The organism is Legionella fallonii LLAP-10 (assembly GCF_000953135.1).
Classification (GTDB): Bacteria; Pseudomonadota; Gammaproteobacteria; order Legionellales; family Legionellaceae; genus Legionella; species Legionella fallonii.
This window is the reverse complement of record NZ_LN614827.1, coordinates 1,749,897-1,764,319: the sequence shown is the minus strand read 5'-3', so window position 1 is coordinate 1,764,319 and position 14,423 is coordinate 1,749,897. Positions and strand designations below refer to the sequence as shown.

The following is a 14,423-nucleotide window of genomic DNA, read 5'->3' as shown; positions in this document are numbered from 1 at the left end:
GGTATTCATTCTCACGGCTTTTATATACTTTAAACTCTTAGTGTCAATACGTCGCAGGGTGCATGATTGATAACAGCATTCGCTGTACTGCCTAAAAAAGAATGTAATCCTGTTGATGCATGACTACCAACGATAATGAGCTGACAGCCTAACTCTTTAGCTTTATTAAAAATATGTTCTTTAACTGAGCCTATTTCTACGAATTGTCGTTCCGTTGGGACATTAAAATTTTCACTTATAAGAGATAAAACAGTTTGTGCATCATCTTTAGCTGGATTGGCTAACTCAGTAAAACCTAATCCTTGTGCGAGTTGAATGCTCGTTGGCAATTCAATGACATGTAAAAGGAAGAGCTTTGCATTCAATTGCTGTGCAATGGTGGATGCTTTTTGAGTGAGATGACTATGTTCATTGAGCAGATCGGTAGCATATAAAATGTTAGTGTACATAAAAAAATCCTTCTTAAATAAAATCATTAGGTTATAGTGTAGTAGATTCTTGGAGGGGAGTTAACTGAATATTGGGATTTATTTCTAAAAGAGGGGTCAAGACAAAATCTCTTGATAACATATGAGGGTGAGGGATACAGAGGTTGTGTGTGTTAATTTTTCTGCTTCCATAGAGAATAATATCAATATCTAACGTTCTTGGCCCCCAACGTCTTTTCCTGACGCGCCCTTGTTTTTTTTCGATTCTTTTACAACAGGTTAATAATAACTCAGGGGATAATGCAGTCACAATTTCAACTATAACATTACAAAAGTCTTGTTGGACTTGTAGGCCCCAAGCTTTGTTCCAATATAAACTTGAAACTTTAAGTACAGCGGTAGATCGTATATTTTTAATGGACTCGATTGCCTGCCGAATTTGACGCTCAGGAAACTTTTGATTAGAGCCTAGACTCAAATAACATAAATTCATTTTGCTACTTTAGGTTTTCTTCTGCGTCTAGCACGTGGCGGTGCTGGTGGTGTCACTTGAGCAATCATTTGAGCTTGGGTTATCTCATCTGCCTCTTGGAACGAAGTCCACCATTGAGCAATTTCCATTGACTCGTCACCTGATAATGCTCTTAGTGCCATAAAATCAAAGGCGGCTCTGAATCGAGGATGTTGTAGCAGATTGTATGCTCTTCCCCCTTGTCGCTTAACAAAACGATATTGTAATAGCCAGATTTCCCTAATCACTTGGGTATAGCGTTTAGGAATTGATATAATTTTGTTTTGCTCAGAGAGAATCAAGGACATTGCTTTTTCAATAGCAGGCAGAGGATCCAATCCTGAGCTTTGTAGTTTTTTAGAGAGTTCTAACATAGGGAACCATAATAACACCGCGAATAAAAATGCGGGCGTTACCGGTTTATTATCGCGAATTCTCGTGTCAGTATTTTCAAGCGCGATTCCTATTAGGGCATTTACAGGATATTCACTTTCTAATAATGCAGCTGTTTGTGGGCATAAATACTGGAATAAACCATATTGTATCAGAAGCCTGTGAACTGTTTCTGCTTCACCGCATTGATATAGTTTTGTTATTTCATCAAATAAACGTGAATTAGAAACATGGGTAATTAGGGAGCTAATTTGTGGAAACGGAGCTTCGGTTTCTGGTGCAAGTTTAAAATGCAGTTTAGCGCTAAATCGTACCGCGCGTAGCATACGGACGGGATCTTCTGTGTAGCGAGTTACTGGATCACCTATAATACGGATTAATTTTTGCTGAACATCCTTTACGCCACCGGTGAAATCAATTATTGAAGAATCATCGATATTGTAATAGAGAGAATTGATAGTAAAGTCACGTCGCCAAGCATCCTCATCCAGAGAGCCATATACATTATCTCTAACGAGCATACCGCGTTCATTCGTTTGTTGGCTTGAATCGACCGCATCATGACCACGAAAAGTAGCCACTTCAATAATTTCTCGATGAAATATAATATGAACCAGTTTAAAACGACGGCCTATAATTCTACCGTTACGAAATAAGCTTTTAATTTCTGTAGGCGTAGCATTTGTAGCAACATCAAAATCTTTAGGTGCTTTATGAAGCAATAAGTCACGAACACTCCCTCCAACAAGATAAGCCTGAAAGCCACCACTAATTAAACGATTTAGAACCTTGATGGCATTACTGCTAATGTCTGTTTTGGATATAGAATGTTTATTTCTAGGAATTATATAAGCTGAATCGACAGGACCTTTAGCCCCTCGGTTTTTTTTTAACAGCTTTTTGATGAATTTGATGATTATTGTATCTCTCATAAATATTGGAACAAATGTAATTATAACGAAGCAAATGATTAAAGTGAATCATTTACCTTTACAAATATTTTAGAGAGAATGCTCGTTTGAGATTTATGCCAGGATAATGCATGGATATTATTAATATAGTTTTAAGTTTAATTGCATTAATTATTCTTGAAATTGTTTTGGGGATAGATAATCTGGTTATTCTATCTATTCTGACTGAAAAACTACCTCAAGAGAAAAGAAAAAAAGCACGAAGATTAGGACTTACTTTTGCTTGGGTGACTCGATTGCTCTTATTAGGATCTGCTGTTTATATGGTTAAATTAATCAAGCCAATAGTAACCATTGGTAGTCTGAGTTTTTCGTTTCGCGATATATTCTTACTTTTAGGTGGTACGTTTTTAATATGGAAATCTACTGATGAGATTCATCAGGATATAATGAATGAACCATCAGTAACACCAATAGGACACAAAAAAGGCTCTTCAATTACTTTCAGCAAAGTTGTGACGCAGATTGCTTTGCTTGATATCATATTTTCTTTAGATAGTGTTCTAACTGCTGTTGGTTTAACTTCTGAGTTTTGGATAATGGCTGCTGCTATTACTTGTGCGATTCTTATTATGATCTATGCCAGTGAACCTGTTAGTGAGTTTATAAGTAAGCATCCGACTGTAAAAATGCTTGCCCTTAGCTATTTAATTCTGATTGGTACAATGCTAGTAGCTGATGGCTTTTCATTCCATGTACCAAGAGGTTATTTGTATTTTTCCATGGGGTTTTCGTTGGGGGTTGAGTCTTTGAATTTATACAGAAGTTCACGAAAGAAACGCAAGAATATATCAAGGAATTAATATGCTGTTTGTTAAATCGTTTCACATTATTGCGCTTGTCGCGTGGTTTGCAGGTTTATTCTATTTACCACGATTATTTGTATATCATGCAGATGCTAAAGATCATATTAGTCTTGAGCGATTCAAAGTAATGGAGCGTAGGCTTTATTACGGAATTACCTGGCCTGCAGCTGTAGTAACAACCTTATTAGGAGCTTGGCTCATTTGTTATAATCCTAGCTATTATTTAAAGGCTGCGTGGATGCATGCAAAATTAAGTTTAGTGTTTTTTGTATGCATTTATCATTTATTATGTGGTCATTATCTTAAATCTTTCGCTATTGATAAAAATGTTAAAAGTGCATTGTTTTTCCGCGTTTTTAATGAAGTAACTATATTTCTACTTATTGGGATAGTTATATTAGTTGTTGCGAAACCTTTTTAATGTTCCGTAACTTCTTCATATAGTTCGTAGCAACTATTAGTGGAGCTTGCGACGAAGGATCTCTGGATTATAGCGCAATGTGTTTTACAGGAGATCTTTCGTCGCGATCTAAAGATGATTATTCCATTTCAATCATATCGAAATCTTCTTTACTTGCGCCGCAGTCTGGGCAAAACCAATTTTCAGGCACATCAGCCCATAAGGTGCCTGGCTCAATTCCATCTTCAGGCCATCCTTCTGCTTCATCATATATAAAGCCGCAAATAACACAAATGTACTTTTTATATTCTTGCATAACTAAGACTCTGTTTTAAAAAAAGGGTAATTTATAGTTTGTGAGGCCTTATGTAAAGTTAAACTGTAATTAATGCACATTTTATATGAAAAAATAGTATTATTTTTTGCTAAATAAATTAAAGAATTGTACTATTGTCCCAACTGTTCTAGCTCTGTGTCGCCTTGAATGTAGCAAAGAATTTTCTAAAACAGGTTTCGTTACGTCGACGATGAGAACAATAATAATGATGGCTGTAATGTAAGGGATAAATTCAGTTGTAATTGTTCGATAATTGAATTTATTGATTAGTTATTATCTTAAAACTAGTGGATTTTTATGACTCGCTCTTCTGATTTATTTCATCAAGCTCAAGAATTAATACCCGGTGGTGTTAACTCTCCAGTACGTGCCTTTAAAGGTGTAGGTGGGAACCCTATCTTTTTTAAGAAAGGTAAAGGCGCCTATATCACTGATGTGGATGATAAAGAATACATCGATTACGTTGGTTCATGGGGTCCTTTAATTCTTGGACATTGCGATCCTGCGGTGATTTCTGCTGTTGACAAGGTTCTTCGTAGTGGTATGAGCTTTGGTGCACCAACAGAACTTGAAGTTCAATTAGCCAAAAAAATTAGCTCTTTAGTACCTTCTATTGAAAAAGTACGAATGGTGAATTCAGGCACAGAAGCAACCATGACAGCAATTAGACTTGCTCGTGGATTTACTAAGAGAAATAAATTTATTAAGTTCAATGGTTGTTATCATGGCCATAGTGATGGCTTATTGGTAAAAGCAGGTTCAGGTCTTCTGACCTTAGGAATACCATCGACTCCAGGAATACCTTCGAGTATCACGGAGCATACATTAACAGCAGATTTTAATGATTTAGATCAAGTAGTACAATTATTCAAAAAATATCCTGATGATATCGCTACCATTATTGTGGAACCTGTGGCTGGAAATATGGGATTTGTATTGCCTAAACCGGATTTCTTAAAGGGGCTGCGTGAATTATGTAATCAATATGGTGCATTATTAATTTTTGATGAGGTAATGACCGGATTTAGAGTTGCTCTTAGAGGAGCTCAAGGTCTCTATGACATTACTCCTGACATTACTACTTTAGGTAAGGTAATTGGTGGGGGAATGCCTGTCGGCGCTCTAGGTGGTAACGCTGAAATTATGTCTTTTTTAGCGCCTGAAGGGCCTGTCTACCAGGCGGGGACTCTTTCTGGAAATCCATTGGCTATGGCTGCGGGTTTGGCTACTTTAGAAGAAATAGAAAAGCCTGAATTTTTTACTGAATTAAGTAAAACAACTAACGCATTAACTCAGGCTTTATCCGCCGTGGCTGAAGCATTAAACATTCCACTTTTTACTGCTTCTTTAGGCGGAATGTTCGGTTTTTGTTTTACAGACAAAGAGTCTGTTACTAATTATGCAGATATTGCCTCTTCTGACGAGAGTTTATTTAAAAAATTCTATCATGGTATGTTGGGTGCAGGTGTCTATTTTGCTCCATCCATGTACGAAGCCGGATTTGTATCAAGTGCTCATAGCCAGACAGAAATTAATAAAACTGAAGAGGCTGCGGAAAAAGTTCTTTCTCAATTAAAATGAGGGGAAAGGGGGGGTAAAAATATCCTGTGGCGTCTTAAGTTTTCTCCATGTCACTTCTAGTGTAAGGGAGTAGGGCTCTCTGGATGATAAGAGGTGTTAGGGACCATGATATAAATAGCTATTTTTAGAATGAATAAATTAATCATAAAATGCTAGACAGTAATTTTTTCACATGTCATATTCAAATGAGAAATGTTCTGGCAAAGGAAGGCATGACATGTCGAAATTGAGTAGCAAAAAAATGTTTTGGTATTCAATGCCACAAGGGACTGTGGCGCTTTTTTTCATACAAGTAGTTGCTACATTAAGTTTTAGTGTTCTTTATTCAACTCTAGTGTTGTATATGAAGGGCAAATTAGGCTTACCTGTCAGTACGGCAAATAGCATTATGGGTGTATTTATAGCATTCAATTTTGCTTTGCATTTACTCGGAGGGTATTGGGGCGGTCGAATATTATCAAATCGAGCTTTGTTTTGTATTGGTATGATTGCCCAAGTCATAGGTTGCGTGCTGCTATCTGTGGGTCGTCTTACTTTTCTATACTATGGTCTAGCTGCTTTTTTAACTGGTTCTGGTCTAAATGTTACTTGTTTGAACTGCATGTTAACACAACGATTTGCGCCAGACGATCTACGACGAGAAACAGCATTCCTCTGGAATTACGCAGGGATGAATGTAGGTTTTTTTATAGGATTTACTTTGAGTGGGGTGTTCCAACTCACACAAAATTATCAGCGACTTTTTCTTATTAGTAGCTTAGGGAACTTGATCGCTTTAATTATTTGTCTTTATTGCTGGCATCAGCTGTCTGATAAAGATACTTCGTATTCTAGAAAAGAAAAGTTGTTACAAAAAAAAGCCACTTTTTGGGGAGTAGGATTCATTTTGCTACTCCCTTTTTTATTGAGTCAACTTTTACAATATGCTGATTGGGCTAATAAGTTAGTGGTACTCACTTCACTATTGATGCTTTCATTCATTTTGTTTATAGCGCGACAGCAACCTACACATGATGCAAAAAATAAAATTAATGCCTTCGCTGTATTGATGATTTTCGGTACTGTTTTTTGGATGTTATATCAAATAGGCCCAATGGGTTTAACTATTTTTATTGATCATAACATTAAAAGAGAATATGGAAATTGGATCATACCGCCCCAATGGTTTCAAAATATTAATACTCTGTCTATTGTAATTGGGGGGCCTTTACTAGGATTTTTATTAAATAGAATGCGAAAGAATGGCGTGGAAATTAATATTCCTTCACAGTTTGCCACAGCATTACTCTGTATTGGGGTGGCTTTCGTTATATTACCCATCGGTATAGCCTATGCCGATTCAGCGGGGATGGTCAATCCTGGCTGGATAGTATGTAGTTATGTTTTACAAAGCATAGGAGAGCTTTTAATATCCCCTATAGGTTATGCTATGATAGGCTTTCTTGCTCCCGCATCAATGCAGGGGGTAATGATGGGCATGTGGATGCTTAACACGGGTGTTGGTGCTACACTATCAAGTTATAGTTCTAATTTAATGATAACAGGACATGAGAATAGTTCTCCTTTGATAACTAATGCAGGCTATAGCCATGTTTTTTTAATACTAGGTTTATCAGCAATAGTAGCCTCTATGATTCTTTTTGTTTTGGTATCTAAGTTGAGAGCATTAATACAAGAAAAAAAAACGAGCCTGGTTAAAGAGTATAATTTAACCGCTCCAGAACGAGTCGCTTTATGTGAGTAACCCTTTTGTACCTATTAGAACGGCAGATCTTGAATGGCGTGGAGATCTGCCTTTTTCTGTTTTATATGATGATATCTATTTTTCTGCTGAAAGTGGAATTAAACAAGGCCGTCATGTTTTTATTGACGGTAATAATTTAATTCAGCGTTGGCAAGAACTGTCTACTACTGTACCTACCCAGTTTAACATCGGGGAAACAGGCTTTGGTACAGGCTTAAATTTTCTTCTGACCTGGCATTTATGGGAGCAATATGCTCCGTCGATGGCGACATTGCATTTTATTTCTTGTGAAAAGCATCCATTAACGATTGATGATTTAAAGAAGAGTCTTAGTTTTTGGCCAGAGCTTGCTGAGCATGCAAGGCAATTAATAGACAGCTATCCGGTATTAACTCCAGGCTATCATCATTTGTCCTTTTCTGACGGACGAGTTAATCTAACTTTAATGCTTGGTGAGGCCTTGGAGAGTTATGAGCAGCTACTTATTTGTGGCGAATCAATTTTAGAGTCTGAATTAAGAACAGCGTTTGTTGATGCCTGGTATTTAGATGGCTTTGCCCCTAAAAAAAATGAAAGTATGTGGTCTGAATCGTTGTTAAAAGTGATTGCTTTGCTCTCAAAAGAAGGAACAACTTTAGCTACCTATACTGCTGCAGCTTCAGTTAAAGCAATACTACGAAAGGTTGGTTTTACAGTAGGAAAAAAGAAAGGTTTTGCCCAAAAGCGACATATGGTCTGCGCCCGTTTTGAAAAAAATTCTTCATTAAAAATAAAAACACGCCATACTCCTTGGCATGTGTGCACCCCAATGAAACAGCAAAAAAAATCAGCAATTATTGTTGGTGCAGGTTTGGCTGGGGCATTTACTGCCCATTCCCTCGCTAAAAGAGGTTGGCAGGTAACTATTGTTGATGAATTAGATGCTGCAGGAAAAGGAGGCTCAGCAAATGTACAAGCCGTTTTATTTCCTAAATTATCTGCTTATAAATCTCCATTGACCCAATTAATGTTATTAGCTTTTGTTTATGCCAAGCAATTTTATAAAAATATATTAAATCAATTTAAGTTAGGTGAATTAAATGGAATATTATTACTTGCTTATAATGAGCAAGAAAAAAAAATACAGCAAAGTTTAGACAATTGGCTACTCAACTATCCTGAATTAGGCGAGTTAATTGATAAAGAAAGAGCCTCTGATTTAACGGGATTGTTATTGGATCACCCAGGACTGTTTATACCTCAGTCTGGATGGATTAATTCCCCTCTCTTGTGTCAGACTTTAATTGAGCAGCACAATATTTCTTTATTAACTGGCTGTACAGTAGACTCTCTTGCTTATGACACAAATCAATGGATAGTTCATGATAGGGCTGCTCCTGTACTTATTTTAGCTAACGGTCCTAGAGTAAATTCATTTAAAGAGACAGAACATCTACCTGTGAAAGCAATTCGAGGGCAAATGACAGCCATTTCCTCGACAATGAGCAGTAGTAAGTTGCAAATACCTATTTGTGCCGAAGGACATATACTCCCTAAATTCGATGGCGTTCATCATTTAGGGGCAACTTATGATCTTGGTATTTCGAGTTCTACAATAGATCCCCATGATGATGGAAAAAATCTTGTCAAGTTAAATCAAATTGCTGATGCAAGTATCTGGTCTAATCATATCGTAGGGCACTGGGCGGGTGTGCGCGCATCGACTCCTGATTATTTACCTTTAGTGGGACAGGTGCCGATAGAGGATGAGTTCACCGCCTTATTTGCTGGATTAGAAACTAATTCCAAACGATGGATAGCTAAAGCTGGATCTTATTACCCAGGACTTTATATTTGCGCAGGGTTTGGATCTCGCGGTTTAACCACTGTTCCTTTATGTGCTGAATGGTTAGCTACTGTCATCAATAATGAAATGAGTTGTTTACCACGAAATTTAGTACAAGCTTTATCTCCTGCTCGTTTTTTACGTCGTAATATAATGCGTGGATTTAAAGCGTAAACCTTTACGGTTGTAAAGTTGAAAAATAATTTGAGATGCGTTTCTCATTGAAGCATAATAATAATCCTTTTAGGATCAAGGAGTAGATGAAAATGGCACGTAGCATGGGCAAAATTTTTAGGGACACAATAAAGGAAAGTAAACCGCTACAAGTTTTGGGCACCATCAATGCCTATACTGCAATGCTTGCTGAATCTGCTGGTTGTAAAGCAATCTATTTATCTGGGGCAGGGGTTGCTAATGCTTCTTATGGTATCCCTGATCTTGGTATGACAAGTTTGCCAGAAGTATTGGAAGATGCTCGTAGAATCACTGAAGCCTGCTCTTTGCCTCTTTTAGTTGATGTGGATACTGGGTGGGGACATGCTTTTAATATTGCTAGAACCGTAAAACTTATGGAAAAAACAGGCGTTGCCGCTATCCATATTGAGGATCAGGTATTAGCAAAACGATGTGGGCATAGACCTAATAAGGCAGTTGTCTCAATGCATGAAATGGGGGACCGCATTAAAGCCGCTGTTGATGCTCGCCAAGATCCTGATTTTGTCATTATGGCAAGAACAGACGTTTATGCGATTGAAGGCATGGAGGCAGCGATAGAGAGAGCTTTATTATGTGTTGAACTTGGCGCTGATATGATTTTCCCTGAGGCCATGACTACGCTAGATGAATATCGATTATTTACCAAAAATGTTAATGTCCCTGTTTTAGCTAATATTACAGAGTTTGGTAAAACTCCCTTATTTACGCGTGAAGAACTCGCACAAGTAGATATTTCTTTAATTTTATATCCTTTAAGCGCTTTCAGAGCAATGTCTCAAGCCGCTTTAAATACCTATCAAACTATTATTCAAGAAGGTACGCAACGCTCTATGTTGGATAAGATGCAAACGCGTAACGAATTATATGAAGTGCTTGAATATCATCAATACGAAGAAAAACTAGACCAACTAATGGAGGAAGAGAATGAGTAGTAAAAGTGGAGGTTTAGCTGGTGTTATTGCGGGGCAATCTGCCATTGCTACTGTTGGACTAGCGGGTAAAGGGCTAAATTATAGAGGTTATTCCATACAGGATTTAGCTGAAAAAGCAAGCTTTGAAGAGGTGGCTTATTTGTTACATTATGACAAACTGCCAACACAAACAGAGCTTAATGAATACACCAAAAAATTAGTTAGTCTCAGAGAAATACCTGAAGATTTAAAAAAAGTTCTGAAGCTAACTCCCAAAAACACTCATCCTATGGATGTATTGAGGACGGGATGTTCTTTTTTAGGAACTCTTGAGCCAGAAACTAATTTTTCGCAGCAATATCAAATTGCTGATCGCTTGCTGGCATTATTCCCTGGAATGATGTGTTATTGGTATGCCTATCATTTTCACAATAAAGAAATAACAGGTTTGAGCGACGAACAAACGGTTGGCGGACATTTTCTTTCCTTATTACATGGAAAGAAACCAAGCCAATTAGAAGCTGACATGATGAACGTTTCGCTTATTCTTTATGCTGAACATGAATTTAATGCATCTACTTTCGCAGCTAGGGTTACTGCTGCAACACTGTCTGACTTTTATTCAGCTATAACAACTGCCATTGGTACATTACGCGGCCCTTTACATGGTGGTGCCAATGAAGCTGCTATGGAATTAATAGAGCGTTTTAAAACTCCAGATGACGCTGAAGCTGGATTAAAAAAAATGTTGGCTAATAAAGAAAAAATAATGGGATTTGGCCACCGAGTTTATACAACTAGTGATCCTCGCTCGCCTATTATTAAAGAGTGGTCTCATCGCCTGGGTGATGAGAAGGGAGATCTCCTTTTATATAATATTTCAGAACGCATAGAAAAAGTCATGTGGGATGAGAAAAAACTATTTCCAAATCTCGATTTTTATAGCGCTTCTGCTTATCATTATTGCGATATTCCTACTCATTTATTCACGCCAATTTTTGTAATGTCGCGCATCACGGGATGGTCTGCTCATGTGTTCGAGCAAAGAGCGAATAATAAATTAATAAGACCTATGGCTGAATATACAGGCCCTGATACCAGAGCATTTCCTGCAATTAAGACAAGAGGTTAATATGCACAGTTTTGTAGAAGATAATGTGAAACCTGATTACGATCAGGTTATTACAGATATTGCGGATTACGTACTTAATAAGAAAATAGATAGCGTTTTAGCTTATGAAACAGCTCGTTTATGTTTAATGGATACTTTGGGCTGCGGCATGTTAGCGCTTAATTTTCCTGAGTGTACGAAACTAATGGGACCCGTTGTTCCGGGCGCTACTTTGCCTGGAGGAGCACGCGTACCAGGAACTAATTATGAGTTGGATCCAGTTCAATCCGCATTTAATATCGGCGCCATGATTCGTTGGTTAGATTTTAATGATACTTGGTTGGCAGCAGAATGGGGACATCCTTCTGATAATTTAGGAGCTATATTAGCCGTTGCTGATTATCTGTGTAGGGATAATTGTGCTAAAGGACGTCCGCCCATTTTAATGCAAGATGTGTTGACGGCGATGATTAAAGCGCATGAAATTCAAGGGTGCTTAGCGCTTGAAAACAGTTTTAATCGTGTGGGTTTGGATCATGTTTTTTTAGTTAAAGTAGCAAGTGCTGCCGTTGCTGCATTGTTGTTTGGCGCTGACCGAGACATGATGTTACGCACCTTATCTCAGGTATTTGTAGATGGACAAAGCCTTAGAACTTATAGACACGCTCCCAATGCAGGCTCTAGAAAATCATGGGCAGCAGGAGATGCTACAGCCAGAGCGGTTCGCCTCGCTTTAATTGCTAAAACAGGTGAAATGGGATATCCCAGTGCATTAAGTGCGCCTGTTTGGGGATTCTATGATGTATTGTTTGGAAAAAAACCATTTAAATTTCAACGACCCTATGGTAGTTATGTAATGGAAAATGTTTTGTTCAAACTATCTTACCCTGCAGAGTTTCATGCACAAACTGCTGTTGAGTGCGCTGTAATTTTGCATCCTCAAGTTAACAAGCGATTTGATGATATTGCCAGAATCGAATTGATAACGCATGAGTCGGCTATACGTATCATTAGTAAGCAAGGTGCTTTACATAATCCTGCAGATAGGGATCATTGTTTACAGTATATGGTAGCCATAGGCTTATTATTTGGGGATTTGACAGCAGAGCATTATGAGAATGATATTGCTGCTGATCCCAGGATAGATATATTACGTAGTAAAATGCATGTTACTGAAAATGAGCGTTTTTCTCGCGAATATCATGATCCTGATAAGCGCTCTATAGCAAATAGCGTTAAGCTAGTATTCAAAGATGGTACTGAGAGTGAATTAGTCACTATTGAGTATCCAATAGGACATAAGCGCAGACGTGAAGAAGGCATTCCTGTTTTAATGTCTAAGTTTAAGAAAAATCTACAAACTAGATTCTCTAATGAGCGAGTGGAAAAAATCATAAAAACAATGAGTGATACCAATGCTCTTGCAGCGATGAAAGTTGATGATTTTATGGCTTTATGGGTAGTTTAGATTAATGCAGTTCAGGTTTCGTAGCCCGACAAAAGATATAGTTCCTCATTCTATAAAGTCGGGCAATTTGCTGCCCGATCTACGTGGCTACGGTGCTCGAATCCTCAAGTGACTTTCGTATACACCCCTCGTGCTTCTCCCTTGTTCCTCTCCACAGCGAGTTTGGAATGTTTAGACGAATTACCGGCGAAATCCGGTATCCATAGGATGTTGAACGATTGATTGATGCTGACTTTCGTCGGCAATTCGTAAATGACCAAAGTCGACACATCAGTAGGCGAGCAGTGTTAGTGTGTTTTCATTCAATGTGAGACCAAATTCGACTTTCCACCAGAATTCGAATATATCTCGTGATTGATTACGAATTTGATGAGCCATTATTCATCTATGAAATGAAAATTGCTACAATAGCGCTCCATATTATTTAAGATGATTATTATGTCAAAAGCACGGACCTCCACTATTTTGATTGGGCTATTATCAGCCTATTCATTATTGACCTTCGATCTTTATCAACCCTCATTACCTTACATAACGAGTTATTTTGATACAACACACAATTTAAGCCAATTGACTCTCAGTATTTATTTATTTGTATTTGGGGTAACGCAATTAATTTGGGGACCTTTGATTGATCATTTTGGGCGTCGTCGTTTACTTCCTGGCAGCCTCATATTAGCCGTGGTTTCCAGCATAATATGTATTTATGCCCCTAATATTACTGTATTAGTAATAGGGCGTGCGCTTCAAGGCTTTGCATTATGTTGTTCCAACTTAATCGCTTATTCTACTGCGCGTGATAGTGAAGATCCCATAGAACGAGCCAAGGTGCTGTCTTATATTTCAATGATTATTGCTGTTTCACCTATTCTTGCCCCTGTGCTTGGTTCTCTTATTTTTACTTATTGGGATTGGCAAGCTAATTTTGTCTTGATGGCGGGGATTGCTATTGTCCTTTGGCTTCAATCTCGAACCATGTTATTCGAGTCCCCTTTTTGGGTAGCACCAGAACGTTCTTTTAAGATAAAAGACGCATGGATCGCCTATAAAGAGATTTTACCTTCGCCTATTTTATGGTGTGCTTCCATGATTATGATGTTTAGCTTTGCTGCAGTAATGCTAAGTGTTATTAATTCTTCTTATTTGATAATAGATAGGCTTGGATTTTCTCCTTTAGGGTTCGGAATAATATTTACATTTAATGGACTAAATATTATTTTGGGTAACTATTTAGGTATTTGGCTTCGCGATCGATTAAGCATGACCCTCACTATTTATTTAGGTAATTGGTTTATAATAATTGGTGGCATTGCCATGCTTGCTACTATGACTCTTTATGGTTTTAGTCTTGCGGCTCTATCTTTTTCATTAGTTGCGAATTTAGGGATAAGCATTAGTGCACCACCAACTATGTCCTTAGTTTTAACTGATTTTAAAGAAAATACTGGAACGGCACTTGCCTTTATCAACACGGTCAGAATGTTTGGTTCATCTCTCTTGTCAATGCTTGCGGGCTATTGGTTGATGAGCAATCTCAATGCATTACCATTAGGTCTAATAGGTACTGGTCTTGGGGCATTATATTTTTCATGGCATTTTAAACGATTAACATCAGAACCTACTGACTCAGAATTTGATGGGGCAGAAGCTACTATATAGTTTGATCCCGGTTGCAAGCAACCGGGGTACATCTGTTATCCAGAGCGCAGCTAAGGATTGGA

At 37.8% G+C, this 14,423-nt stretch carries 13 protein-coding genes; 9 read left to right on the top strand and 4 right to left on the bottom strand.

Translation table 11 applies throughout. The features are described from left to right. Window positions 1-29: 29 nt before the first annotated feature. The 3 genes from LFA_RS07160 to pcnB are packed head-to-tail and all read right to left on the bottom strand — an operon-like array spanning window position 30 to window position 2,264. Window positions 30-449, bottom strand: coding sequence for a universal stress protein (locus LFA_RS07160; protein WP_045095581.1), 420 nt, complete (start codon window positions 447-449; stop codon window positions 30-32). 31 nt (window positions 450-480) lie between these two features. Beyond that, window positions 481-921, bottom strand: coding sequence for a 2-amino-4-hydroxy-6-hydroxymethyldihydropteridine diphosphokinase (gene folK / locus LFA_RS07155; protein WP_045095580.1), 441 nt, complete (start codon window positions 919-921; stop codon window positions 481-483). Next, window positions 918-2,264, bottom strand: a complete 1,347-nt coding sequence (gene pcnB / locus LFA_RS07150) for a polynucleotide adenylyltransferase PcnB (RefSeq protein WP_045095579.1) — start codon at window positions 2,262-2,264, stop codon at window positions 918-920. Before pcnB ends, folK begins: the two co-directional genes overlap by 4 nt. 110 nt (window positions 2,265-2,374) lie before the next feature. Here pcnB and LFA_RS07145 point away from each other — a divergent pair, with 110 nt between their 5' ends. Together LFA_RS07145 and LFA_RS07140 are read left to right on the top strand one after the other, a co-directional pair. Next, window positions 2,375-3,106 (top strand): TerC family protein, encoded by a 732-nt coding sequence (locus LFA_RS07145; protein WP_045095578.1) that lies wholly within the window; start codon window positions 2,375-2,377, stop codon window positions 3,104-3,106. A 1-nt stretch (window position 3,107) separates the two neighbouring features. Beyond that, complete coding sequence (locus tag LFA_RS07140; RefSeq protein WP_045095577.1) at window positions 3,108-3,530, top strand: CopD family protein; 423 nt, start codon at window positions 3,108-3,110, stop codon at window positions 3,528-3,530. Between the two features lie 118 nt (window positions 3,531-3,648). Here the strand turns inward: LFA_RS07140 and LFA_RS07135 are convergent, their stop codons facing one another. Then, window positions 3,649-3,825: a rubredoxin gene (locus LFA_RS07135; protein ID WP_045095576.1), complete on the bottom strand. Its 177-nt coding sequence runs from the start codon at window positions 3,823-3,825 to the stop codon at window positions 3,649-3,651. A 318-nt stretch (window positions 3,826-4,143) separates the two neighbouring features. Here LFA_RS07135 and hemL point away from each other — a divergent pair, with 318 nt between their 5' ends. From hemL to LFA_RS07100, 7 genes are all read left to right on the top strand, one after another. Then, entirely contained in the window at window positions 4,144-5,427 is a 1,284-nt protein-coding gene (hemL, locus tag LFA_RS07130; protein WP_045095575.1) for a glutamate-1-semialdehyde 2,1-aminomutase, read from the top strand. Between the two features lie 256 nt (window positions 5,428-5,683). Continuing rightward, on the top strand, window positions 5,684-7,171 hold the full coding sequence (locus tag LFA_RS07125; protein WP_407927636.1) for a peptide MFS transporter: 1,488 nt from the start codon (window positions 5,684-5,686) through the stop codon (window positions 7,169-7,171). After that, complete coding sequence (gene mnmC / locus LFA_RS07120) at window positions 7,164-9,170, top strand: bifunctional tRNA (5-methylaminomethyl-2-thiouridine)(34)-methyltransferase MnmD/FAD-dependent 5-carboxymethylaminomethyl-2-thiouridine(34) oxidoreductase MnmC (RefSeq protein ID WP_045095573.1); 2,007 nt, start codon at window positions 7,164-7,166, stop codon at window positions 9,168-9,170. Before LFA_RS07125 ends, mnmC begins: the two co-directional genes overlap by 8 nt. A gap of 92 nt (window positions 9,171-9,262) precedes the next feature. Continuing rightward, window positions 9,263-10,144: a methylisocitrate lyase gene (prpB, locus tag LFA_RS07115; RefSeq protein ID WP_045095572.1), complete on the top strand. Its 882-nt coding sequence runs from the start codon at window positions 9,263-9,265 to the stop codon at window positions 10,142-10,144. Continuing rightward, on the top strand, window positions 10,137-11,255 hold the full coding sequence (prpC, locus tag LFA_RS07110; protein ID WP_045095571.1) for a bifunctional 2-methylcitrate synthase/citrate synthase: 1,119 nt from the start codon (window positions 10,137-10,139) through the stop codon (window positions 11,253-11,255). The genes prpB and prpC overlap by 8 nt, the downstream gene beginning before the upstream one ends. 1 nt (window position 11,256) lies before the next feature. After that, complete coding sequence (locus LFA_RS07105) at window positions 11,257-12,702, top strand: bifunctional 2-methylcitrate dehydratase/aconitate hydratase (RefSeq protein WP_045095570.1); 1,446 nt, start codon at window positions 11,257-11,259, stop codon at window positions 12,700-12,702. A gap of 438 nt (window positions 12,703-13,140) precedes the next feature. Next, on the top strand, window positions 13,141-14,361 hold the full coding sequence (locus LFA_RS07100) for a multidrug effflux MFS transporter (protein ID WP_045095569.1): 1,221 nt from the start codon (window positions 13,141-13,143) through the stop codon (window positions 14,359-14,361). Window positions 14,362-14,423 lie beyond the last annotated feature (62 nt).